26 protein-coding genes and 1 other RNA gene are annotated in these 24,318 nt (G+C 37.3%); 16 read left to right on the top strand and 11 right to left on the bottom strand.

Annotated elements, in window-relative coordinates:
* Positions 1-5: 5 nt before the first annotated feature.
* From BUR11_RS18765 to BUR11_RS18745, 5 genes are read right to left on the bottom strand one after another with little or no spacing between them, the layout of a single operon-like run.
* Positions 6-638 carry a phosphoribosylanthranilate isomerase gene (locus tag BUR11_RS18765; protein ID WP_074226545.1) on the bottom strand — a complete coding sequence of 211 codons (633 nt, stop codon included), beginning with the start codon at positions 636-638 and terminating at the stop codon, positions 6-8.
* Entirely contained in the window at positions 638-1,456 is an 819-nt protein-coding gene (trpC, locus tag BUR11_RS18760) for an indole-3-glycerol phosphate synthase TrpC (protein ID WP_074226544.1), read from the bottom strand. Before trpC ends, BUR11_RS18765 begins: the two co-directional genes overlap by 1 nt.
* Before the next feature lie 6 nt (positions 1,457-1,462).
* Positions 1,463-2,473, bottom strand: a complete 1,011-nt coding sequence (trpD, locus tag BUR11_RS18755; protein WP_074226543.1) for an anthranilate phosphoribosyltransferase — start codon at positions 2,471-2,473, stop codon at positions 1,463-1,465.
* Positions 2,474-2,502: 29 nt separating this feature from the next.
* Positions 2,503-3,072: an anthranilate synthase component II gene (locus BUR11_RS18750; RefSeq protein ID WP_074226542.1), complete on the bottom strand. Its 570-nt coding sequence runs from the start codon at positions 3,070-3,072 to the stop codon at positions 2,503-2,505.
* Positions 3,073-3,117: 45 nt separating this feature from the next.
* On the bottom strand, positions 3,118-4,530 hold the full coding sequence (locus tag BUR11_RS18745; protein ID WP_074226541.1) for an anthranilate synthase component I family protein: 1,413 nt from the start codon (positions 4,528-4,530) through the stop codon (positions 3,118-3,120).
* 245 nt (positions 4,531-4,775) lie between these two features.
* On the opposite strand from BUR11_RS18745, the gene BUR11_RS18740 reads away from it, so the two are divergent.
* The 7 genes from BUR11_RS18740 (at position 4,776) to BUR11_RS18710 (ending at position 9,851) form a co-directional block, all read left to right on the top strand.
* Complete coding sequence (locus BUR11_RS18740) at positions 4,776-5,003, top strand: hypothetical protein (protein WP_074226540.1); 228 nt, start codon at positions 4,776-4,778, stop codon at positions 5,001-5,003.
* Positions 5,004-5,118: 115 nt separating this feature from the next.
* An RNA gene (gene ffs / locus BUR11_RS18735) (signal recognition particle sRNA small type) lies at positions 5,119-5,205 on the top strand.
* A gap of 182 nt (positions 5,206-5,387) precedes the next feature.
* Positions 5,388-6,047: a fructose-6-phosphate aldolase gene (gene fsa, locus BUR11_RS18730; RefSeq protein ID WP_074226539.1), complete on the top strand. Its 660-nt coding sequence runs from the start codon at positions 5,388-5,390 to the stop codon at positions 6,045-6,047.
* 46 nt (positions 6,048-6,093) lie between these two features.
* Positions 6,094-6,297: a fructose-6-phosphate aldolase gene (locus tag BUR11_RS18725; protein WP_074226538.1), complete on the top strand. Its 204-nt coding sequence runs from the start codon at positions 6,094-6,096 to the stop codon at positions 6,295-6,297.
* A gap of 3 nt (positions 6,298-6,300) precedes the next feature.
* Positions 6,301-7,011: a cell division ATP-binding protein FtsE gene (locus BUR11_RS18720; RefSeq protein ID WP_074226537.1), complete on the top strand. Its 711-nt coding sequence runs from the start codon at positions 6,301-6,303 to the stop codon at positions 7,009-7,011.
* 59 nt (positions 7,012-7,070) lie between these two features.
* Positions 7,071-8,465, top strand: coding sequence for a S41 family peptidase (locus tag BUR11_RS18715; RefSeq protein WP_074226536.1), 1,395 nt, complete (start codon positions 7,071-7,073; stop codon positions 8,463-8,465).
* A gap of 159 nt (positions 8,466-8,624) precedes the next feature.
* Positions 8,625-9,851 carry a S8 family serine peptidase gene (locus BUR11_RS18710; protein ID WP_074226535.1) on the top strand — a complete coding sequence of 409 codons (1,227 nt, stop codon included), beginning with the start codon at positions 8,625-8,627 and terminating at the stop codon, positions 9,849-9,851.
* 417 nt (positions 9,852-10,268) lie between these two features.
* Here BUR11_RS18710 and BUR11_RS18700 read toward each other — a convergent pair whose 3' ends face one another.
* The 4 genes from BUR11_RS18700 to BUR11_RS18685 all read right to left on the bottom strand — a co-directional run bounded on the left by BUR11_RS18700 (position 10,269) and on the right by BUR11_RS18685 (position 13,364).
* Entirely contained in the window at positions 10,269-10,973 is a 705-nt protein-coding gene (locus BUR11_RS18700) for a tetratricopeptide repeat protein (RefSeq protein ID WP_074226533.1), read from the bottom strand.
* A 12-nt stretch (positions 10,974-10,985) separates the two neighbouring features.
* Positions 10,986-12,437 (bottom strand): CCA tRNA nucleotidyltransferase, encoded by a 1,452-nt coding sequence (locus BUR11_RS18695; RefSeq protein WP_074226532.1) that lies wholly within the window; start codon positions 12,435-12,437, stop codon positions 10,986-10,988.
* Positions 12,434-12,922 carry a hypothetical protein gene (locus tag BUR11_RS18690; protein WP_143186079.1) on the bottom strand — a complete coding sequence of 163 codons (489 nt, stop codon included), beginning with the start codon at positions 12,920-12,922 and terminating at the stop codon, positions 12,434-12,436. Before BUR11_RS18690 ends, BUR11_RS18695 begins: the two co-directional genes overlap by 4 nt.
* Positions 12,923-13,019: 97 nt before the next feature.
* The gene (locus BUR11_RS18685; RefSeq protein ID WP_074226530.1) at positions 13,020-13,364 is read right to left on the bottom strand and encodes a DUF6249 domain-containing protein; all 345 of its coding nucleotides are present in this window, start codon (positions 13,362-13,364) and stop codon (positions 13,020-13,022) included.
* A gap of 114 nt (positions 13,365-13,478) precedes the next feature.
* Between BUR11_RS18685 and BUR11_RS18680 the strand changes: the two genes are divergently transcribed.
* Both BUR11_RS18680 and BUR11_RS18675 read left to right on the top strand, forming a co-directional pair.
* Positions 13,479-14,054, top strand: coding sequence for an RNA polymerase sigma factor (locus BUR11_RS18680; RefSeq protein ID WP_074226529.1), 576 nt, complete (start codon positions 13,479-13,481; stop codon positions 14,052-14,054).
* Positions 14,051-14,458 (top strand): hypothetical protein, encoded by a 408-nt coding sequence (locus tag BUR11_RS18675; protein ID WP_074226528.1) that lies wholly within the window; start codon positions 14,051-14,053, stop codon positions 14,456-14,458. The genes BUR11_RS18680 and BUR11_RS18675 overlap by 4 nt, the downstream gene beginning before the upstream one ends.
* Positions 14,459-14,505: 47 nt before the next feature.
* Here the strand turns inward: BUR11_RS18675 and BUR11_RS18670 are convergent, their stop codons facing one another.
* Positions 14,506-14,913 carry a hypothetical protein gene (locus tag BUR11_RS18670; protein ID WP_074226527.1) on the bottom strand — a complete coding sequence of 136 codons (408 nt, stop codon included), beginning with the start codon at positions 14,911-14,913 and terminating at the stop codon, positions 14,506-14,508.
* Positions 14,914-15,690: 777 nt separating this feature from the next.
* Between BUR11_RS18670 and BUR11_RS18665 the strand changes: the two genes are divergently transcribed.
* From BUR11_RS18665 to lepB, 7 genes are all read left to right on the top strand, one after another.
* Positions 15,691-17,310, top strand: a complete 1,620-nt coding sequence (locus tag BUR11_RS18665; protein WP_074226526.1) for a CTP synthase — start codon at positions 15,691-15,693, stop codon at positions 17,308-17,310.
* A 45-nt stretch (positions 17,311-17,355) separates the two neighbouring features.
* Positions 17,356-19,158 (top strand): membrane protein insertase YidC, encoded by a 1,803-nt coding sequence (gene yidC, locus BUR11_RS18660; RefSeq protein ID WP_074226525.1) that lies wholly within the window; start codon positions 17,356-17,358, stop codon positions 19,156-19,158.
* 308 nt (positions 19,159-19,466) lie between these two features.
* The gene (locus tag BUR11_RS18655) at positions 19,467-20,249 is read left to right on the top strand and encodes a ParA family protein (RefSeq protein WP_074226524.1); all 783 of its coding nucleotides are present in this window, start codon (positions 19,467-19,469) and stop codon (positions 20,247-20,249) included.
* Positions 20,250-20,251: 2 nt separating this feature from the next.
* Positions 20,252-21,163, top strand: a complete 912-nt coding sequence (locus BUR11_RS18650) for a ParB/RepB/Spo0J family partition protein (RefSeq protein WP_074226523.1) — start codon at positions 20,252-20,254, stop codon at positions 21,161-21,163.
* Between the two features lie 99 nt (positions 21,164-21,262).
* Positions 21,263-21,772 (top strand): DUF5683 domain-containing protein, encoded by a 510-nt coding sequence (locus BUR11_RS18645; RefSeq protein WP_317045295.1) that lies wholly within the window; start codon positions 21,263-21,265, stop codon positions 21,770-21,772.
* Position 21,773: 1 nt separating this feature from the next.
* Positions 21,774-22,496: a 4-hydroxy-tetrahydrodipicolinate reductase gene (gene dapB / locus BUR11_RS18640; protein ID WP_074226522.1), complete on the top strand. Its 723-nt coding sequence runs from the start codon at positions 21,774-21,776 to the stop codon at positions 22,494-22,496.
* Between the two features lie 16 nt (positions 22,497-22,512).
* Entirely contained in the window at positions 22,513-23,589 is a 1,077-nt protein-coding gene (gene lepB / locus BUR11_RS18635; protein WP_074226521.1) for a signal peptidase I, read from the top strand.
* 37 nt (positions 23,590-23,626) lie between these two features.
* On the opposite strand, the gene ung is transcribed toward lepB, so the two are convergent.
* Positions 23,627-24,289 carry a uracil-DNA glycosylase gene (gene ung / locus BUR11_RS18630; protein ID WP_074226520.1) on the bottom strand — a complete coding sequence of 221 codons (663 nt, stop codon included), beginning with the start codon at positions 24,287-24,289 and terminating at the stop codon, positions 23,627-23,629.
* Between the last annotated feature and the right edge of the window lie 29 nt (positions 24,290-24,318).

The following is a 24,318-nucleotide window of genomic DNA, read 5'->3' as shown; positions in this document are numbered from 1 at the left end:
GGCTTTTAAAAACTGCCAATTAATTTCTTTTTAAAATTTCTCAGTTTTCCAATATTCTTTACTCCAGGAGCATCTTCATATTTTGAGTTCAAATCCACCCCCTTTAATTGGGGGAGCTTTTTGGCTAAATCCAAGATTTCTTTAGCTGAATCCTCATCTAACCCACCGCTGAGAATAAATCCTTTCTCAAAAGGATAACTCTCCAATACAGTCCAATTAAATTTCTTCCCTGATCCTCCGTGAGCTGGGGTTGCTGTATCAAATAAAAAATACTCCACCAAGTCCACATATTCCCTCAAATACTCCCAATCAATTTCCTCTGCTACAGAAACCACCTTCCATATCCTTTTATCGGTCTTTGCATTTAATTCGCTCACATATGCCGGACTTTCACTGCCATGCAATTGGATGACCGATAAATTAAATTCTTCAATTGTAGAAAGTATGGTCTCAATTGACTCATTCACAAACACCCCAACCTTCGATACCTCGGTGTTTTTCAACTCTTCTGATAATTCTGCAGAAACATACCTGGAGGATTTGGGGTAAAATATCAACCCCATCCAATCGGGTTTAATTTCCTGAAGTAGCTGCTGCACATTATCGGAATCTCTCATTCCGCAAACCTTGACTTTCATCAGATTCCTACTTTCTCTTCTTCTGCAAGCAGTTTTTTATATTCCTTGATGAAATTATATGCTGCTTGTTCCGGCCTACTTGATTTCATGAAATTTTCCCCAATTAGAAATCCGTCAAATCCAGCTTGTTTCAAAGTCAAAAGCGTAGATGGATTAGATATTCCGGATTCAGAAATCTTCACAAAATTGGAAGGTATTTTGTCCACTAACTCCAAAGAGGTATCCAAGGAAACATCAAATGTCTTCAAGTTCCTGTTGTTGACACCTACTAAATCCAACTCATCACAAACGCTTCTTTCTAATTCTTCCCCATCATGCACCTCCATCAGTACTTCTAGTCCCAAAGATTTGGCAAAAGAAGCCAACTCCTTTAACCTGATAGGCTCCAGAGCAGCAGCAATAAGTAAAATACAGTCTGCTCCTATTGATTTCGCTTCAATGATCTGATACTCATCGATCACAAAATCCTTTCTTAAAATAGGGCAGAAATTGAATTTCCTTGCTTCTTTTAAATCCGCATTACTTCCTCCAAAGAAATCGGTATCTGTCAAAATGGATAAAGCAGAGGCTCCTGCTTGCATATATCCTATACTCACTGCCTCCACCAATGCAGCTCCGTTGATCAGTCCTTTAGAGGGAGACTTCCTTTTGAACTCAGAGATAATCCCGGATTTTTCAGGATCAGTCACATACTTTTTCATGGAAACCACTTTTCCTTCGAAAAAGATACTTTTCTCCAACAATTTCACTGGAACCAAACTGCTCTTTTCAGCTACTTCTTCTTGCTTACGAGCGATAATTTTATCTAGAATATTCATGATTTATTAGGCTAATGAGACGCTGGTTTTTGGATTTACTAGGCCTTCAAACACTTCCAGAGCTTTGCCAGAAAGCAAAACTTCTTCGGCTTTTCCGACTGCATCAGCAAAGGACAAACCCTCCTCAGCTGTAACCAAGGCTGCAGCAGAATTGGCTAATACCACCGAATTCTGGCTTTTTGTCCCTTTTCCTTTTAATATATTTTCAAAGATTTTTGCTGACTCCTGAACAGTACTTCCTCCCAAAATTGAATCTGCACTCAAGGTAGGTAAACCGATATTCTCTGGATTCAACACACGTTCTCCTTCATTGGAAATCATTTTAAATGGACCAGTTAGAGAGATTTCATCATACCCGTCCAAAGCATGAAGGATCGAAAACCTTCCATTCATATCCTGATATAAATACCCATATAAACGGGCCAATTCAAGACTAAAAACACCTACGAGCTGCTTTCTAGGAAAGCTGGGGTTTACCATAGGCCCCAGCATATTGAAAAAGGTTTTTACGCCTAACTCTTTTCTGATGGGTGCAACATTTTTCATAGCTGGATGAAATAGTGGAGCATGTAAAAAACAAATCCCAACATCATCTAGACTTTGACGGATTTTGTCGATGTCATTCGTGAACTCGTAGCCGAAATAGGCTAACAAGTTGGAAGATCCACAAATCGAAGACACCCCTGTATTTCCATGTTTTGCCACATTTTGACCTGCTCCTGCTACCACAAAAGAAGAAAGCGTGGAGATATTAAAGGTATCTTTCCCATCTCCACCCGTGCCACAAAGGTCCATGGCATCGTATTCCGAAATTTCTACCGGCACACAAAGTTCTAGCATTGCTTCTCTAAAACCAGACAATTCTTCCACGGTGATGCTTCGCATCAGGTAAATGGTCATAAAAGCGGCAATTTGACTTTGGTTGTAATTACCACTGGTTATATTTTTCAATACCTCTTTAGCCTCTAGTTGAGTAAGCGTTTTATGTGCAATGAGGTGGTTTAAAATATCTTTCATGATGGGATTGATTTACGTTAGAAGAATGATTAGGAATTCTCCAACCAATTTTGAATTATTTGTACTCCATTTTCGGTAAGAATGCTTTCTGGGTGAAACTGAAGCCCTCTTACATCAAATGTTTTATGTCTTACTCCCATGATTTGATTGTCAGGAGTTTGAGCAATGATCTCCAGGTCTTGCGAAAGGGTGGATTCGTCAATAACCCAAGAGTGATATCTACCTATCTTAAATGTATCGGGAACGCCTTTAAAAAGCAAATCAGGTCTCACAGACACTTGTGAAGCTACTCCATGAAGTACTTCTGACAAGTTGATCAAACTGCTTCCAAACGCCTCGCCAATGGCTTGATGTCCTAAGCACACCCCCAAAATTGATTTTGTAGCACTATATTTCTTTAACAATTCAGGCATAATCCCAGCATCTTTCGGGACTCCCGGTCCTGGCGAAAGCAAGATTTTATCATATTGATCGACCTCCTTCAGTGAGATTTTATCATTCCGGAATATATCCATCTGATTTCCATACCCTAACTGTCGCACGATGTAGACCAGGTTATATGTAAAGGAATCGTAATTATCGAGAACTAAAATTCGCATTGTTATTACTTATTATTTTTCTATTCAGTTATTAGCCCTTGACAATTAAATACTTTCTGCTGCTCTTAAAGCCACTCTAAGTGCTTCGAGCTTATTAGAAACCTCTTGTAATTCAGAAGGGATGGAAGATTTTGCGACAACACCAGCACCTGCTTGAAAACGTAAATAGTTATTTTCAGAAACAAAGGACCGGATTAGGATGGCGTGATTAAAATCTCCGTTAAAGCCCAAATACCCTATGGCCCCTCCATAAAATTCCCTGGAAGTATTTTCCAGTTCATCTATCAATTCCATCGCCCTGTATTTTGGAGCTCCGGAAAGCGTACCTGCCGGGAATGTATCTGCTACTAATTGGAGTGGATTGGCTCCAGGAGTGAGCTCTCCAGTCACTTTAGAGACCAAATGGATCACATGGGAATAATATTGAATTTCCTTGAACACTTCCACATTGACATGAATAGAAGATCTTGATAAATCATTTCTTGCCAAGTCCACTAACATCACGTGTTCAGAATTCTCTTTTGGGTCGTCATATAGTTTTCTTGCCAATACCGCATCTTCTTGGTCATTCCCTGTTCTTCTGAAGGTTCCTGCAATAGGGAAAATGGTGGCTTTTTTATTCTTTACTACAATCTGAGCTTCTGGCGAACTTCCAAAAACTTTAAAAGACCCATAGTCGAAATAAAATAAATAGGGAGATGGATTTACAGATCGTAATGCTCGGTAAACATTAAATTCATCTCCTTTGAAGGCTGTTTTAAATCTTCTTGATAAAACTATTTGAAACACATCCCCTTTAAAACAATGCTCTCTCCCTTCATTAAGGATTTTCAAAAACTCTTCATCAGAATAATTGGAAGTTTCTTCTCCTATTCTTTTAAATGAGTAAGAAGGAATATTTTTATTATTTAACAGGATTTCAATTTCATCTAACTGAGGCTCTTCCTCATAGCCTTCTACCTGATGCTCGAACATATGCAGCTCATTCTTGTAGTGATCTACTACGATGATATTTTGATAAACTGCGTATTGAAGCATTGGGACATCACCAGGCTTGGTATTTTTTAGTTGGATATCCTCGAAATAAGAGACAGTGTCATACTGTATGTATCCAAAAAGTCCATTCGTACTAAACTTAAAGCTGTCGGATTCTCTTGAAAATTTATTACCAAAAGCCCTAAGACTATCCATAAGCTTTAAATTACTGCTTACAGAATACATTTCCGTTTCACCATTTGGAAGCTTTTCTTCTACCTGACCTGCATTAAAAGTAAAAGTTGCCAAGGGATTAAAGCAGATATAGGAATAGCTGTTTTCCTGTCCATGATAATCTGAGCTTTCCAATAAAATCGGGTTGACAAATCTATCCCTTATTTGTAAGTAGATACTTACCGGAGTAATTGTATCTGCTAACCGCTTCCGGTAAGATGTGATGATTTGAAAATTTGACTGGGACATTGTTAGGGTTTTTTGATCATAAAAAAAGGCTTACTGGGAATTCCAGCAAGCCTTAATATTTCGTGCAACAATCTTTAGGCACGGGCTTTCTGAGCTTCCCCTTGGAAAGAATCGAAATGCCACCACCAATATGTTGCTGCTATTGTTTTCATAAGTTTCGGACAAATTTAGAAACGGATCTGATATGGCAAAACTTCTTTTCAAAATTTTACGCTTATTTTTGAAAAAAAAATCAAGTTTAATCCATGGCTACCACATTATTTCAGTATTTCAAGAGAGTTTTCGATGATTATCAAGTGCTCGTACAAGTAAATCCAAATGATTATACTGGAACAGAATTGATTATTCACCCGGATGGAAAGGTGGAAAAGACCATCATGGAATTTGACGAAGAGATTTTTGAGGATTTAGAGGAGGATGAATTTAAGACCTGTAGTCCATTGGAATTCCAACTTCATTTATCTAAAACTTGACAGAAATAAGTTGGCGCTTAAATTATTCGCCTGATATTCAGTGTCACCAGGCATAATTTAAGCAAATAATGCGTTTAAGGATTGTAAACCGTAATTTTTGACTTACCTTTGTGGCCTAGCGGCACGACCAGCTCCTGCTGAATCCCCCAGGTCCGGAAGGAAGCAAGGGTAGGCGGTTGTAGCGGTGCGATGCCGCTTCTTTTTTTGCCCATTTTTTTGTGAAGCCATCTTAATTCTGGTTCCTAATCTTGATTAATCTTCTAACTTTGCTCAGGCAATTAAATCTATTTAACCTTGGATTTCTGCCTTATATAGGACTTTCCTGATTTTTGGAACATCCCGAAGGAAGAAAATCAAATTCACACCTATTTTAATTTATCAAACATGAAATTCTTTATCGACACTGCTAATCTGAATGATATCAGAGAAGCTTATGATTTAGGCGTATTGGATGGAGTTACCACCAATCCTTCTTTAATGGCAAAAGAAGGAATCAGTGGCGAAAGCGCAGTAAGAGACCATTATAAAGCGATTTGCGATATCGTAGATGACAAAGTGAGTGCTGAAGTTATTTCCACTGACTTTGAAGGAATGATCAAGGAAGGCAAGGAACTCGCAAAAATTGACGACAAAATTGTGGTTAAAATCCCAATGATTAAAGATGGGGTAAAAGCAATCAAATATTTCCATAGTGAAGGAATCAGAACCAATTGTACATTGGTATTTTCTGCAGGTCAAGCTATCCTAGCAGCCAAAGCAGGAGCTACCTATCTTTCTCCCTTTATCGGAAGATTGGACGATATTTCTTTCGACGGACTTCAACTGATTGAGCAAATCGTACACATCTATCAGACCTATGGCTATAATACTGAAGTTTTAGCAGCATCTGTAAGACATACCATGCACTTGATTAAATGTGCTGAAATTGGAGCCGATGTGGTTACTTGTCCTTTGAAAGTAATTACAGGCTTATTAAATCATCCTTTGACCGATTCAGGATTGGCACAGTTTCTGGCTGATCATGCGAAAGCGGCTGGAAAATAATCTGAAGAAGGCCGACTATTGTCGGTCTTTTTTTTAATTTCCCCATATGTACATCATTAAAGTAAAAGGCAAAGCAAAAATCCCTGATTACATCCAAATACGAGATGAAAATTTCGTATTGGTTGCCTATTTTAGAGCAGATAGACCCTTAAAGAATATTGAGAAATTTGGTCTAGAGGGAAAAGAGGAGGAGTTGGAGTCATTGATTCAGGGACTGCCCTTTGGTAAACTTCAAAAATTAGATCTTTAAATAATGGATTTCAGTACTGATCCGGTATTGCAAATTAGCAGTGCCACTATCTTCCAGGGAATAGAACCTATTCTATCTGATGTGGACTTCTCCATAGAACCCCATGAGTTTGTTTTTTTGATAGGTAGAACTGGAAGTGGTAAAAGTTCACTTCTCAAAACTTTGTATGCAGATCTAGAGCTCAAAAGTGGAAAGGTAGAAATCGCAGGGTTTGACCTTACCAAAATAAAAACTAAGGAAATCCCTTACTTAAGAAGGAAAATCGGAATCGTCTTTCAGGATTTTCAATTATTCAATGACAGAACTGTTGCTGAAAACCTCATTTTTGTCATGAAGGCGACAGGATGGAAAGATTCTTCAAAAATCAAAGCTAGAATGGCAGAAGTTCTTTTATTAGTAGGATTAAACAATGCCGCTAGCAAAATGCCACATCAATTGTCAGGAGGAGAACAACAAAGAGTAGTGATTGCGAGGGCATTGCTGAATGAACCATCCATTTTATTAGCCGATGAACCTACAGGAAATCTTGACCCGGATGTAGCCGATGGAATCTTCAAATTATTTCAGGAGATCAATAAAAAAGGAACGGCTATCTTGATGGCAACCCATAACCATGAGTTATTACGTAAGTACCCTTATAGAGTCTTAAAATGTGAAAATGGAAAATTATTGGATAGTAAAACCCATGATGTTTCTTTTGGATCAACTTATTAAATAAATTCAAACATCCCTCTCCTTATTTCGTTCATATAGAGCCCTTTAACACAAATCATATGAAATTAACCAAATTACTTAAACTATCCTTACTTCTTTCATTATTCGTATTTGGTTGGAGCTGTAAGGATAAAGAGGACACTGAACCAGTAATTGATCAAGGATCAGATACAGCTGTGAACAACTGGATTCTTGATGTAATGGATGAGGTATATTATTGGCTTGACAACCTAGGGACGCCAATAGCTGACGATTCTGATCCAGAGGATTATTTTAATGCATTACTTTATAAGCCCACAGACAGATTCTCTGTCATCTACCCTGATTATCAGGAATTAATCAATAATTTAAGTGGGGTGACATTGGAAGCTGGATATGAATTCCAACTTTACTTAGAAAGTCAAGGAAGCACAAATGTCATTGCAGAGATCTCTTACGTTAAAAAAGGGAGTCCTGCAGAGAGTGCCGGATTAGTAAGAGGAGACATCATCACGAAGATTAATGGGACCCAAATTACCACTGATAACTATCGGGATTTATTAAGTGAGATCGAATCTCAGCATTCCATCACTTACCTGAGCTTGAATCCTACCACTTTGGTATACGAACAGCAACCTCCATTGACTTTGGAAACTATTCAATTGGCTGAAAACCCTAATTACATCGATACTATATATACCATCGATGGAGAAAAAATAGGGTATTTCATGTATAACTTCTTTGCCCCAGGCAATGGAGGAACAAGTACAACATATGATGATCAGGTCGATGAGATTTTTGCGAAATTCAAATCTGAAAATATCAATCACTTAATAATCGACTTCAGGTATAATGGAGGTGGATATGTTACCTCTGCCACTAATTTGGCAAGTTTGATTGCTCCTGCTGTAACTACCACGGATATTTTCTCAAAAACTAAATACAATAGCTTTTTAATGTCGGAGATTCCTGAATTGAGTGATGTCAAAACCAACTTTAGATCCAAAACTCAGAATCTGGGTAATATTTTGGATGGCAACAGAGTTTATATTTTGACTTCCCCTCGTACAGCATCAGCTTCTGAATTAGTCATTAATGGATTGAAACCCTATATGGATGTCTTCTTAATTGGAGATAAAACCTATGGAAAGAATGTAGGATCCATTCCATTTGAAGATGAAGAAAATCCCGAGAATCCTTACGGTTTATTACCTATCGTTAGTAGAAGCTTTAATAGTCTTGACCAATCAGATTATACAACAGGATTTACTCCTAACATCTCAGTAAAAGAGTCTTCTGAAAGATTGAGACCACTTGGAGATATTACTGAACTATTATTGAGAACGGCAATTTCCCAAATTACTGGAACTCCATCTTCTGGTAGGTTTGAAACTCTTGATCGAGTAGACATAGGAAGTACTTTGGACCGAAAAGTCAGAACGGGAAAAATGATAGAAGAACAGATCATCAAATAAATGCATTTTGGCCTCAAGAAATTGAGGCCATTTTTTTTGACTTATATTTTTTGATAGGAATAATTGGTTTTAACTCAAAATTTCATGACATTTTAAACTCTTAAAACCAAATATCAACCAATCTGGTGTCTAAATCACCAATTTTTAACCAAACAACTTATGAATTACCAAAACAAACTTTGGAGAAAGCCATTGCTATTTGCAGGCTTATCCTTGGGGATTTTGGCATTTTCTTGTCAGCCCCAAGATGAATCGCCTCTATCATCCGACACTGTAGAATTTATCGGATATAATCATGGAGACATTATCCCCGGGAAGTTCATCGTGACTTTACAACCTACCGGTTTAAACTTTAGAAAAGATATGTCTTTCGATGCAGTGCAAGCTGCGATGAGAAAAACCGGCTCTGAACTTCTAGCCAAGTATAGAATCTCTGAAGAGAGTTTAGGATATGTTTACGGAAGCAGTATTGAAGGTTTTTCAGTTACTTTAACGGATGACCAAGCAGAAATTTTAGCAAAAGATCCTTCTATCAAATCTGTTGAACCAGATAGAGTAATTGCTTTGGCACCACCTCCAGGAAAAGGACCAGGAAACGGAGGAGGAGGCACTCCTTCTGGGCAAGAAACCCCTTACGGTATTACACGTGTTGGAGGAGGTCAGGCCTATACAGGAACAAAGAAAGCCTATATCATTGATTCGGGTATTGACTCAAGTCATGAAGATTTGAATGTGGATGCCAACCTTGGATTTAATGCATTTTCAAAAGGAAAAGATGCAGACATCGCAGTGGATGGAAATGGTCATGGAACTCACGTCGCAGGAACAGTAGGCGCAATCGATAATGAAATCGGAGTAGTAGGTGTAGCTGCAGGAGTAAAAGTTGTTCCCGTAAAGGTTTTAGACTCTAGAGGATCAGGTTCTTATTCTGGTGTCATCGCAGGAGTGAACTTCGTTGCAGGCAATGCCTCTGCCGGAGATGTAGCAAATATGAGCTTGGGAGGTCCCGCATCCTCTGCACTTGATGCCGCTGTTGAAGCATTAGGAGCAAGTGGGGTAAAAGTAGCATTAGCTGCTGGGAATGAATCTTCTGATGCAAATAATTCTTCACCTGCACGTGCCAATGGAAATAATATTTACACTGTTTCTGCAATAAACAGTAGTGATGTTTATGCTTCATTCTCTAATTACGGTAACCCTCCTATAGATTTTGCTGCTCCCGGAGTTGGGGTTTTATCCACTGTTCCTGGAGGATATGCAAGCTATAGTGGTACTTCTATGGCATCCCCCCATGTTTGTGGAATCCTGATATGGAACAATCCAAGAGATGGAGGGGCAGTTATCGGTGACCCTGATGGAACCATAGATCAGGTAGCCATCAAATAATAGCTAAGATTAGAAAGTAAAATAAAGCGACTCAAATGAGTCGCTTTTTTGCTTATTATCAAATTGTTAAGTTTTAATATTCTGGTCTCTAAAACTCTACAGAATTTTAAATTTGTAAAAAAGAGATCGACATGGAACTTGTAGCTAGTTTATTATTATTACTTACTGTTTATTTTTTCGGTTCACTCTCACTCATTCAAGAAGTAATCCAACCAAAAGTTTCAATAGAAATTGATCAAGTTTCTCATAAAAAACACATTGTATCTAATTATTCCAAAATTTTGCTTTTAAGCTTTACTACCTCTCTTTTACCTACCACAGTCGCTTACTTTTTATTCTTTTAAATTAAAAATAACATCAAAAAAAAGAGAGCTGAATTGAAATTCAGCTCTCTTTTTTTGATGAAAACTCGACAGTTTATTGTGCCTTTTTCAAGTTCTCTTTAGCTAATTCGTAAGTAGAGTCTAATTGAATGGCTTCTTCAAAAGCAGTTTTAGCCTCTGGCTTTGATCCTTTATCCAAATAAATCATTCCTTTCAAATTTAAAGCAGCTGCTTTCATGCTCACCTCTTGAGTAGCACCTTCAGAGGTATTGAATCCAATCTTATCATCAGCTTTTGCATTTTTAATCAACATATTTGTTGAATTTAAAGCTTCGTCATAACGTTTTAATGAATATTGGATAAACGCTGACTTGTAAAGACTAAAATTATCTCCAGTCAAAAGGTACAAGCTTTCAAAATGCGGCAATGCTCTATCCAAAGCACCAACTTGCTCTAAGGAATATGCTGCTATTTCTAAAGCACCTACACTTTTATCATTTACACTTAATATATCCATTGCCACCAAAGCAGCAGATGTATACAGGTTATTTTCAAAATATAATCCTGCTAATAGCTCTGGATACCGCAAATCTTCTGGGTTCCTCACCATTAATTCATATAGTTTTGTTCTGGCCACTAATGGGTCTGCATAGCGCAAAGCCAATTGGTAAGATGCCTGATCTTGGGTATTCAAAACTTTTCTGGTTTTCTGATCCAATCTAGGGATAGAATCTGCTGTTTGGGCAATAATTGGGCTGGCACAAAGGACCAGGAGCAGCATGAATAATACGCGCTTCATTTTTCGATTAATTTATTTTGATGATGATTTTGGAAGTTCATTGATTGGAAATAGGCCTTTCGACTTGGCTATTTCAAACATCAATGCTCTTGCCTTTTCGGGCTTATTTTGAATTTTGCCCTCCAATATAGCTTCTTTAATTTCTTCTTTTATCTCTCCCACGATTTTTGATGGAGATAGTCCGAAAGTTTGCATAATTTCTTCTCCAGAAACCGGAGGTTGGAAATTCCTCACTTGATCTTTCTCTTCTACTTCTAGCAATTTCTTTTCCACTTTATCAAAGTTGTCAAGATATCGCTTTACACGTCTATTGTTTTTGGATGTTACGTCTGCTCTACAAAGCTTCATTAAGGAATCAATGTCATCCCCGGCATCAAATAAAAGTCTTCTAAGGGCAGAGTCAGTTACTTCATCTTTTACAAGGGCAATAGGCCTTAAATGCAAGCGGACTAACTTTTGGACAAACTTCATACGATCGTCCATTGGCAATTTTAATCTCCGAAAGATTCCCGGAGTCATTTTGGCCCCTTTGTCCTCATGCCCGTGGAAGGTCCATCCCACCTTTGAGTTAAAACGTTTTGTAGCAGGCTTTGCTATATCATGTAATACTGCAGCCCACCTCAACCAGAGGTCATCGCTCATCTGGGACACATTATCCAACACCTGTAAGGTATGATAGAAATTATCTTTGTGGGATTTATCATCTACAGAATCAACTCCTTGAAGATCCACCATTTCCGGAAAAAACTCATGAAGTAGTTTTCCAGCAAACAACAGCTTAAATCCGTAAGAAGGTTTGGGTTCCAATAAAATCTTATTCAACTCGTCAATAATTCTTTCTTTCGAAATTATTTTGAGCCGGGAAGCATTTTGGGTTAGTGCATAAAATGTATCCGCATCAATATCAAAATTCAACTGAGAAGCAAAACGGACAGCTCTCATCATTCGAAGCGGATCATCTGAGAAGGTCACATTAGGATCCAAAGGAGTCCTGATGATTTTTCTTTTGATGTCATTGAGCCCCCCCAAAGGATCTAACAGTTCCCCATAGTTTTCTTTATTTAAGGAAATGGCCATGGCATTGATGGTGAAGTCCCTTCTCTCAAGATCTTCTTGAAGAGTGCCATCTTCTACAATAGGTTTTCTGGATTCACTACGGTAAGACTCTTTTCTGGCCCCTACAAACTCAAGCTCCCAATCATCTAACTTGATCATGGCCGTTCCGAAATTCTTAAAAACGGAAAGAGGAACATGTTCTTCATAGCTCTCTGCTACTTCTTTTGCCAATGCGATCCCACTTCCTACACAAGTGAAATCAATGTCCTTTTTTGATTTTTTATCCCTTTCTAAGATGAGATCACGGACATAGCCTCCCACTACAAATGCTTCCACATTTAGCTTCTCTGCTGCTTTTGCAACTTTTTCAAAGACTTCTATCCCTTCTAAATGTGCTTTAAAATTCATCCTTTTAATATTTTCACATCCCCTTCCGCTCCCAGATACATCTCTTTTGTAGTGGTGCTGAATAAAGGGAAATAAATATTGGTTTTGACCTCAGGCTTTACATCAGAATGTAACTTCACTAATACAGGCTGTGAAATTTGAAAAAGTAGTTTATTCCAATTCGGCTCTCGAATTAATGAAAACTTGATCAATTCATTTCCTCTTGGTCCCTCTTTCAAAATCTGATTTGGCTTGCTATGGTAAATCGTCGGTTTGGAAGCAAACTCAACGATATCCAAAGAGACCTCAGAAAAAGGCTCACAGATTGTTCTGATCTGGAATAGATCAAACAATAAATAAACCCAGTCATTTCCCATGGATGGGGACCATTGATCCTGAGACAGGATGGTTATGGTATTTCCATTTCCTTCTTGGATGGAAAGCTTGCCTTCTTTTCTAAATAATTTTAGATACTCTGAATGGTCCAATGTCTGTTTTTTTGTCACAAAAATAATCAGAATATTGAGAGCAACCCTTTTCTAGCCAATTCAAACAAAAAAACCTCCCGATTAAAGGAGGTTTTCAAGATTAAAACAAGTTGGTTTAGTTTTCCTGTTTCGCAAGTTTTCGATTGATGAAGAAGCTAACCAGCAATCCTAACCCACCGAAAATAAATATGCAGGCAGGATATGAAACATCTGAATCCATTCCCCCTTGTTCCAAGCTAGCTCCAATAAGAACTCCTACACCGATTCCAATTGCAAGCAAAGCAATATTCAAAATACCCTCAGAGAAACTAAATTTCCTTCCTGAATTAAAAACAGAGGCATCTGCGCCCTTTTCAATTAGCGCCAATCTTTCTTTATTTCTACTTGTTAGGTATACATAGATAATCCCAAATAAAGAGGAGAAGATTATCAGGTTTACAAGAACTGTGGTTGCGTCCATAAGTATATTTTTTAGGTTTTATTTTCTTTGATGGGAGCAACACCACAAAAGGTTACAAAAACTAAAATAAAATATTTCGTAACTTCTTAGGAAGTTTTCGCATCTAAGGTAAAAATGCATTTCAAAGAAGACCTCCACTATATAGAAGAGACCTTACAGGGCAACTTAAATGCTTTTGGGCAATTGATCCAAAAGCACGAAAAGTATGCCTTTACTTTAAGCTATAGAATCTTGAGAAATCATGAAGAAGCGGAGGAAGCTACGCAGGATGCATTTATGAAAGTCTATAGTGCGCTTAAGACTTTTGAAAGAAAATCTAAATTTACTACTTGGCTTTATAAGATAGTCTACCATGAGTCTTTGGGTCGATTGAGAAAATCCAAAAAAGACATCATTGAATTAGACCTGATCCTCGAAACAGAAGAAGCTCCTACAGAATTTGTGAATGGGCTAAACCTATTGCATAATCAGGAGAGAAAACAATTGATCAAAAAAGCGTTAAATAACCTGAAGCCAACAGAGTCAGCTGTATTGACTTTATTCTATTTAGAAGAACAAAGCATAAAAGAAATAGAACAAATAACAGATCTGACTGAATCACATATTAAAATACTTTTGCATAGAGGTCGAAAAAACATGTTATCCTCTTTACAAAAGATAACCAAGCAGGAATTAATCAATTTGCTATGAAAAATCTAACTAATCAGGAAGATGCTTTAATGAAAAAACTTTTTTCAGAAGCAGGAAACGAATCCCCTTCTATGGATTTTCATCAAAGAATACTTTCTCGCATAGAAGCAAATAAAACAATTGCATATCAACCTTTAATTTCACCAAGAATTTTAAAATTAATAGGTTTAGGAATTATTTCTTTAGTATTGATCACTGTTTTATTTTTGCCTGGCCAAGAAAGTTCAACGCCTTATTTGAACAATCTATCAAATTTGCTTTCAAGTCCGGTTTCCATCAGTTTACCTAAATTATACTTCCCTAAAATACAATTGGGACCAGTATTTAATACTTCCTTATTTGCTTTTTGTTTTTTAATGGGAACTTGGATAATTTATTTAAGGAAAAAATATGATTTGCAATAAAAAAAGGCAGCTCAAGGGCTGCCTTTTTAATGATATTAAACTGGATATTAATCTCTTAACCAATTAATAAAAGTTTGATAGCCTACTCCAATCTCTCTTGCAAAAGCCGCTTTGGTCTTCTTTCCTGCAGCTTCGACTTTTTTCCACTCTTCTACTATTTTGCTTTTTTCAGAATCGGAAAAAGTCCTTCTTTTGCCAGACTTTCCTTTTGTAGAACCAGAACCACTTAAAAGGGAGATTAATTCATTTAGGTCATTTAAAAATTTAGAATCTGTTAGATCTAAACCTGCAGCTTCAAGCTTTTTGATCACCTCGCTTTTTGGATTCACTGGAGTTACTGCTATTCCTTTTGCAGCAGCCTCATGTAAATCTATTTTTTCACCTTCAGCAGTCACATAAACAAAGCCGTCACTTTTCTTTAGGTCGCTAATAGATTCTTTAATTAAGTCTTTCATAATTCGAATAGTTTGTCCGATTGTTTTTTATTCATGCAATATATATAAATAACTAAATTGGAAAAACTCATCTAATAAATTTTAATATAATTAAACTCATTTATACATATTAAAAAATAATTTTCTCAAAAAAGGATCTAAAATGAATAACTATTAAACAATCAGTGTTCATACAACCCAAATTTAAAATCAATTCAAATCTTATTTTTTCGGGTCCATTGTATTCAAATTATTTTTCCATGAATTAAAAAGAACCATTCATTACGGCATTTGCAATAAATATTCCTTTTAGGTTTGATATTTTTTATTCGTGAACTACATATTCGTTTTAAACGAAGTCACTCTTTAAATTATTTAAATAATAGACGATTTTTTTTTTAAAATGTCCATCTATGGATTACACTTAATTTTTAAAAAAACTTAACATATAAAAGTCATTAAGCATATATTACAATTCCAATGAATCAATTGATTATCAACTCATTTCAACAGGAAAACTTAAAACGTCAATAAATATCAAAATAGAATAATGGCAAAACATCAACTGAAATTGATTGAAGAACTCTTTTAAACCACTAGTATTTGGCTCTCCAGATTTCAAATGAAATAATTTTTGTCACTTATTGTCGAGAAGCGAACTTGCTTTTAGATTAAGTCCTGGAAAATCCTTTTTCGGAAAATGAGAAAAATCAAAAGGATAAAAGCCCTTAATCGGGAATTTTCCGTAATTTTGAGCCCCATAAGAATTAAACCAAAAATCATTCTGCCTCCATTCTTATGGGATCATCAACAAAATACATATTCATTACAGGAGGGGTTACCTCCTCACTTGGAAAAGGCATCATTGCCGCCTCTCTTGGCAAATTGCTACAGTCCAGAGGATTTAAAGTAACCATCCAAAAATTCGACCCCTATCTCAATATCGATCCAGGAACATTAAATCCATATGAGCATGGAGAATGTTACGTGACCGATGATGGAGCTGAAACTGATTTGGATCTTGGACATTATGAGCGGTTTTTGAATATTACCACTTCTCAGAACAATAATGTTACGACCGGGAGAATTTACAACAATGTCATTACCAAAGAACGTAAAGGTGAATTCCTTGGAAAGACCGTTCAAGTAATTCCACATATCACGGATGAAATCAAAGCTAATTTCTATAAGCTTGGAGAAGATGGTAAATACGATGTAGTCATAACGGAAATTGGGGGTTGTGTAGGTGATATTGAATCCCTCCCTTTTATAGAAGCTGTAAGACAGGCCAGATGGGATTTAGGAGCTAATAATTTTCTAGTAATCCATCTTACGCTTATCCCCTACTTAAAAGCAGCAAAAGAATTAAAAACCAAACCCACTCAACATTCAGTTAAACAACTCCTAGAGGCAGGTATCCAACCAGACATCTTGGTTTGTAGAACTGAGCACCATCTTCCAAATGATGTGAAGAAGAAGTTGGCATTGTTCTGTAACGTTCAACTTAACTCCGTTATTGAAGCAATGGATGCCGACTCCATCTATGATGTTCCTTTATTGATGAAAAAGGAAAAATTGGATGAAAGAGTCATGACCAAATTGAAGCTTTCCTCTAAGGAGAATACAGATCTTGAAAACTGGAAAGACTTCTTGGGCAAACTTAAAAACCCTACTCAGGAAGTAACGATTGGTCTGATCGGTAAATATGTATCCTTACCAGATTCCTACAAATCCATCATTGAATCCTTTACCCATGCTGGAGCTTCCATCGAGTGTCATGTCAATCTCAAATTGATGTCCTCTGAAGAAATCAATGCAGGAAATTATATGGAGAAGCTTGAGGAATTAGATGGTATCCTTGTAGCTCCAGGTTTCGGTGAAAGAGGTTTTGAAGGAAAAATTGAGACTGTAAAATATGCGAGAGAGAATAAAATCCCATTCTTTGGTATTTGCTTAGGAATGCAAGTTGCAGTTATAGAATTTGCCAGAAACGTATTGGGCCATGCCAAAGCCAATAGTACTGAAATGGATCCTTATAATCCTTATCCAGTTATTGCTTTGATGGAAGAGCAAAAGAAAATTGACCAAATGGGTGGAACCATGCGTTTAGGATCCTATGCATGCGATTTGAAAAAGGGAAGCAAAGCATTCAATGCCTATGGAAAAACCAAAATCCAGGAAAGACATCGTCACCGCTATGAATTCAATAATGATTTCTTAGAGGAAATTGAAAAAAATGGAATGCTTGCAACTGGTAAAAACCCTGACACTGGGCTAGTGGAAATCGTTGAAATCAAAAACCATCCATGGTTTGTTGGCGTTCAATTCCATCCAGAGTACAAAAGTACTGTTTTAAACCCACAGCCTCTATTTGTGAAATTCATTCAAGCGGCAATTGATAATAAAAAATTAAAGTAACACAGTTTATTTGCGGGATCTAATTCCCGATACTATCCTATTATTATGGACAAAAATCAAGCGACAGGTTTAATCCTTTTTGCTGCAGTAATTCTAATCTACTCCTTTTTCTTTGCGAGTGGCCCAGAAATTCCAGTAGAAGAGACACAAACTCCAGTTCAAACGGAAAGCGCAACTCAGGAACCTCAACCTGCTATGCAAAGTCAGGTTCTAGCAGAAAGCGACAGCTTAGTTTCAGCGGAAAAAATCGCTAAATATGGTGTTGTAGCCACTTTGACTTCAGGAGAGGAAAACCAAGTCACCCTAGAAAACGATCTCATACAGGTTGCTATTTCAACTAAAGGAGCGATAGTAGATGAAGTAAACCTGAAAGAATTCAAGAATTGGAAAGAAGAACCTTTATTGCTTCTTGATGCTGAAAGTTCAACAATGGACTTTAGCATAGAAAGTAGAATGGGGAATATTTCCTTGAATGAGCTATACTATACTTCTGAAGCAAGTACTGAACAGGATGAAGAGGGTATTACCACCCATATTCTGACTCTAAGTGCAGCTACTGAGAGCGGGAAAATTTCTCATATTTTCAAGCTTAAAGACGGAACCTATGAAGTAAACAAGTCATTCAAAATTGAACGTTTTAATGGCTTCTTCACTGGTGACAATATCCAATTAGCGTGGTCTGATTTGGTAAAAGCCCAAGAAAAAGATTTAGCTGAATCCAGGAGAAAATCTCAGGTTAATTATTATTTGAGCTCAGGTTCTTATGAAAACTTGGGAGTTGGTGATGACCTAGAACAAGAACAAGTTGCAGAGCCAGTAAAGTGGATTGGATTCAGCCAGCGCTTCTTTACAGCAGGTATCATAGCTGAGGATTCATTTCAGAATGTAAGTCTCGCACAAAGTACTCCACAGGATAGCTCCATCGTCAGATCTATGGAGGCGTCTTTAAGTATTCCTCTAAAAGATGGATCAGCAAACTACACCTATTACTTTGGTCCTGACAATTATAAAACGTTAAAGAAAGTAACTGAAGGCTTCGAAAAGAATGTCGACATGGGATACTTCTTTGTGAGCTGGGTGAATAAGTACATCATTGTCAACCTATTCGCTTTCCTTGAAAAGTATTTCAGCAATTACGGGGTCATCATTATTCTTATAGTATTGATCATTAAGCTTGCCCTCTCTCCATTGACCTATAAATCTTACATAGGGATGGCTAAAATGCGGGTAATCAAACCGGAAATTGATGAGTTGAAGGAAAAATACGGAGATGACCAAACCAAAATGCAACAAGAGCAAATGAAGCTTTTTGGTCAATTGGGAGTAAGTCCTATTTCAGGTTGTCTACCAATGGTATTGCAGATGCCATTCCTGTTTGCCATGTTCTTCTTCTTTCCTAATGCAATACAACTTAGGCAAGAATCTTTCCTTTGGGCAAGTGACTTATCGACGTACGATACCTTTATCAATTTGCCTTTTACAATTCCATTCTATGGATCACACGTCAGTTTGTTTACCTTATTGATGACGGTTTCACAGTTGATCTATACACATTTCAATAATCAACTGACCACCGCTCAGGGACCAATGAAAAACCTTGGGTACATCATGCCGGTAATGTTCATGTTTATCTTGAACTCCTACCCTGCTGGATTGAGTTTCTATTACTTCGTATCCAACATGGTGACATTTGGTCAGCAGGCATTAATCAAACTGTTTGTAGATGATGATAAAATCAGAGCAAAAGTGGAAGAAAGCAAGGCCAAAAATGTCAATAAAAAGAAATCTAAATTTCAGCAAAAGCTAGAGGAAGCTATGAAAGCTGCTGATGCCAATAGAAAGAAATAAATTTAAAGGGAGCTTCCAAAGAGCTCCTTTTTTTATTTAGGCCATTTGTCCTACATAAAAAGTTCTGACATTAAATGACAGTTTAATAAAATTTCTAAAATTTTGTAGCAGAACATTTTCTGAAAAAGCTCTCCAACCCTGTTGCAAAAACTTGATTTATCGACACTTATAACTTCTACTTAAAAAAAACAATCTGCTAAACGAACAAATACCAATTCTATTGTCAGTTCAAAAAAACCGACTTCATCAGCCATAAAAGAATTGATTTTGCTTAATATTGGTATTCAATTACCCGAGAAAAAATTAACATGGGAAAAATCATTGCCATTGCCAATCAAAAAGGTGGTGTGGGAAAAACCACAACTGCGATGAATCTCGCTGCCAGCCTTGCTGTACTGGAATATAAAACCTTGGTGATCGATGCAGATCCACAAGCAAATACTACATCTGGTTTAGGACAAGATCCCAAATCAATCAATACCAGCATTTATGAATGTATGGTGGATGAAATCGACATCAATGAAATCATCATTAAAACAGAGCTTGAGTACCTGGATTTAGTTCCTTCTCATATTGATTTGGTGGGAGCTGAAGTAGAAATGATTAATTTGGATAATCGTGAAGAAAAGATGCGTGGGGTAATTGCGAATGTTCGGGAACAATACGATTTCATTATTATAGATTGTTCTCCTTCCCTAGGATTGATTACCATCAATGCCCTTACTGCAGCCAACTCCGTGATTATTCCTGTTCAATGTGAATACTTTGCTTTGGAAGGTTTAGGAAAACTCCTGAACACCATTAAAATTATCCAGACAAGACTGAACCCAGATTTGGAAATTGAAGGGATTTTGTTGACAATGTATGACGTGCGTCTACGACTTTCCAACCAAGTAGTGGAGGAAGTGAGAATGCATTTTAAGAACATGGTCTTCGAGACAATTATACCGAGGAATGTACGTTTGAGTGAAGCGCCTTCTTTTGGCCTTCCTGCAATTGCATTTGATGCGGAAGGCAAAGGGGCAGTCGCTTATTTAAACTTGGCGAATGAAATTGCCCAAAAGAATGATCTTCAAAAAGTGAATAGTTAATTATGTCAGACAATAAGCCAAATCGAAAAAAAAGTGCACTTGGCAGAGGCCTTGGAGCTTTACTGGAGGATAGTCCTGCTAAGCACAAGTCTGAGGAAATTCTACCGGAAGTAGTGAAAACTGGAATTTTCGAGATTCCATTGGATCAAATTCAGGTAAACCCTTTTCAACCAAGAGTACATTTCGATAAAGATGCGCTAAGCGAACTGTCTGAATCCATCAAAGTTCAAGGGATCATTCAACCCATCACGGTAAGAAAACTTGATACCAATGAATATCAGTTAATCTCCGGAGAACGAAGATTCCAAGCATCCAAGCTGGCTGGTTTGGCACAAATCCCTGCTTATGTAAGGACTGCCAATGATCAGCAAATGCTGGAAATGGCATTGATAGAAAACATCCAAAGAGAAAATTTAAATGCTTTGGAAATTGCTCACTCCTATCAAAGACTACTTGCTGAATGCGATTTGAAGCAAGAGCAATTGGGGGATAGAGTCGGTAAAAACCGAACAACGGTTAATAATTACCTGAGACTGCTAAAACTTCCACCAACCATTCAAGCTGCTATCAGAGACCAACAAATTTCAATGGGGCATGCGAGAGCCTTGATCAATATAGAGGATGTTGATAAGCAATTAGCTATTTTTAAAAAAGCGGTTGAGGAAGAATTAAGTGTTAGGAAAGTAGAGGCTTTGGTAAAAGCTTTGAATGAAGGTAAACCTGAGAAAAAATCTGCTCCTGAATTAGATCCTGTAAAGAAGTACGAAATCAGTAAAATTCAACAAAGACTGGCTTCACATTTTGGAACAAAAGTCTCTCTCAAGTCAAATGACAAGAACAAAGGAGAAATAAAAATTCCATTTACTTCAACATCAGATCTAAATCGAATTCTGGAAATACTGGAAATCATTTGACCTTTGAAAACCTTAAATTTTCATAAAATTATTAAAATTAAAGCCCCATGGATCTTCATGGGACTTTTGGTTTTGTCCTTATTTGTAACTTGGTCAGCTATGGCTCAGCAAGTAGAGGTGGAGTCAAGACCGAAATCTGAAGAAAAGGAAAAACCTGACTACTCCAATCTTCCAAAAAACCCAAGAAAAGCCACCTTATTGTCTGCTATCCTACCTGGAGCAGGGCAGGTATACAATAATAAAGCATGGAAAGTCCCGATTCTTTATGCTGGAATTATGACTGATATTTACTTCATTCGGTTTAATAATCGCCGGTATCAAGTTTTTCGTCAAGCATTATTTGATTTCGATGATGGGATTTCAAATGACTTCCCAAATTTGAATCGAGAGGCATTAGTTAGGAATGTGGATTATTGGAGAAGAAATAGAGACTTATGTTTCTTACTTTTGGCCGGTATTTATGCATTGAATCTGATTGATGCAAATGTGGATGCTCATCTTTCAGGCTTTGATATTTCTGAAGATTTGGCTTTGGGTTTAGAACCGTATATGGAAAACCTCTCCGCAAACAACAATACAATGGGAGTATCTTTAAAACTCAAATTTTAAAATGAACATATTATTACTTGGATATGGCAAAATGGGAAAGATTATCGGCGAAATCGCTGAATCCAGAGGCCATTCCATCGCTGGCAAAATAAATATCGACAACAAGGAGGATTTACAGAAGCTAGACCCTAAAGATGTAGATGTAGCCATCGAGTTCAGCCAACCTGAAGCCGCTTTTGAGAATATTTCTTGGGCAATCAACCATGGTGTTCCTGTAGTAGTTGGAACCACCGGCTGGCTGGACAAAAAATCTGAAATTGAAAAAATGACCCTCGATAAAAACGGAAGCTTTTTCTACGCTTCCAATTTTAGCATTGGCGTCAATATCTTTTTTAAAGTGAATGAATTCCTTTCCAAGTTAATGAACGAGACTACTGGTTATGGAGTCTCTATAGAGGAAATCCATCATACTGCTAAAAAGGACGCCCCTTCTGGTACTGCTATTACGTTGGCAGAGGGAATCATTAAAAATCTAAATTCGAAAAACACCTGGAATTTGAATGGAGAGACTCCATCTAGTGAAGAGTCTGTAGAGATCACCTCAAAAAGGATTGATCCAGCACCGGGCACCCATATTATTAGATACCAATCTCCTATTGATGACCTAGAAATAACTCATACAGCTCATAGCAGACAAGGGTTTGCACTTGGCGCAGTATTGGTTGCTGAGTGGATTCCTGAAAAGAAAGGAGTGCTTTCAATGGATGATTTTCTATCTTTCTGAAATTATTTAATTAAAAATGAGCCAACCTAAAAAGAAAAAATCCCCTACCCGTGAATGGGTCGATGCTTTGGTTTTCGCTGTAGTGGCAGCAAGCTTGATAAGATGGTTATTGTTGGAGCCTTTTACTATTCCAACTGCTTCCATGGAGAAATCCCTATTAGTAGGAGACTTTTTGTTTGTAAGCAAAATGCATTATGGAACTAGAATTCCTAAAACTCCTCTTCAAGTACCTTTAACGCATCAAAAAATCTGGGGGACTGATCTCCCATCCTATAGTGATGCAATTCAACTTCCTTATTACCGACTTCCGGGTTTTAGTGATGTAGAACGCTATGATGTGGTAGTATTTAATTATCCAGTTGAATTTCAATATCCGCCGGATTTAAAGACCAATTACATCAAAAGAGCTGTAGGGATACCAGGAGATGTAATCGAAATAAAAAGTGCTGAACTATTTATCAATGGGGAATCTGCGATGAAGCCTGAGGAGATGCAGTTTTCTTACGATGTGATTACTTCTCGTCCATTGAATGCGGACTTTTTTATGGAGTACGGAGTAAACCCTGAAAGCTTTTTGGCATTTACAGACGGCTCTGGATATTTAGTCTTTGCTACCGAAGAAGTCATTTCAAGACTTGAATCTTCTCCCGTGGTTACTTCTGTCAATAAAAGGATAGAAAGAGCAGATTTCAGAGACCCTGCCATTTACCCTGCCAATACCAATTATAAATGGAACAGGGACCATTACGGACCTCTAAAAGTTCCTGCTGCGGGTGAGACGATCCAACTCACACAAGAGAATCTAGAAAAGTATTTCTTGGTAATAGAGAAATATGAAGGACATGATTCAGTAGTGATGCAAGATGGAGCATTGATGATTGATGGTCAAAAAGTAGAAAACTATACTTTCAAACAAGATTATTACTTTATGATGGGGGACAACAGGCACGATTCCTTAGACTCCAGATTCTGGGGATTTGTTCCAGAAGATCACATTGTAGGTAAAGCTTGGTTCTTATGGTTATCCTTGGATAAGTACGAATCCATGTTTAATAAAATACGCTGGAGTAGATTCTTTAAGGGAATCGAATAAAATGCTAAAGGCCGGAAAAAACTTCCGGCCTTTTCATTTACCATTCAATAGGATTTATCCCTTTAGAAATAAGATATTCATTTGATTTAGAAAAATGACCACAGCCCAAAAATCCACGATGTGCTGAGAGTGGACTTGGATGAGGAGCCTTTAAGATCAGATGTTTAGACGCATCTATAAGTTCTGCTTTTTTTTGAGCATAAGCTCCCCAGAGTAGAAATACCACATGATCCCTTTTTTCACTGACCTTTTTGATTACTTCATCCGTGAATTCCTCCCAGCCTTTTTTTTGATGGGAACCCGCTTGGTGAGCCCTTACGGTCAAAGTAGCATTTAATAAAAAGACACCCTGATCAGCCCACCGAGTTAAGTCCCCATTCGATGGAAGGTCTTTCCCTAAATCATTTTTTATTTCTTTGAAGATATTTAATAAACTAGGAGGAAATGGGATTCCGGGTTTAACTGAAAAAGAAAGTCCATGAGCTTGACCCGGTCCATGATAAGGGTCTTGACCTAAAATGACCACTTTTATTTGATCCAAAGGACAATGCCAAAAAGCGTTAAAAATATTTTTTCCTTCGGGAAAAATATCCTCTCTTGAATATTCTTCTTTGACAAAAGATGTTAGATTTATAAATGATTCGCTTTGGAATACAGGTTCCAACACCTTTTTCCAACTAGGTTCAATTTTTACATTCATGATCAAAATATTGATTTTCCAATTTCCGA

It is taken from the genome of Algoriphagus halophilus (assembly GCF_900129785.1).
Taxonomy (GTDB): Bacteria; Bacteroidota; Bacteroidia; order Cytophagales; family Cyclobacteriaceae; genus Algoriphagus; species Algoriphagus halophilus.
Note: the sequence above shows the minus strand (reverse complement) of the source record. Positions and strands in the feature narration are given on the sequence as shown.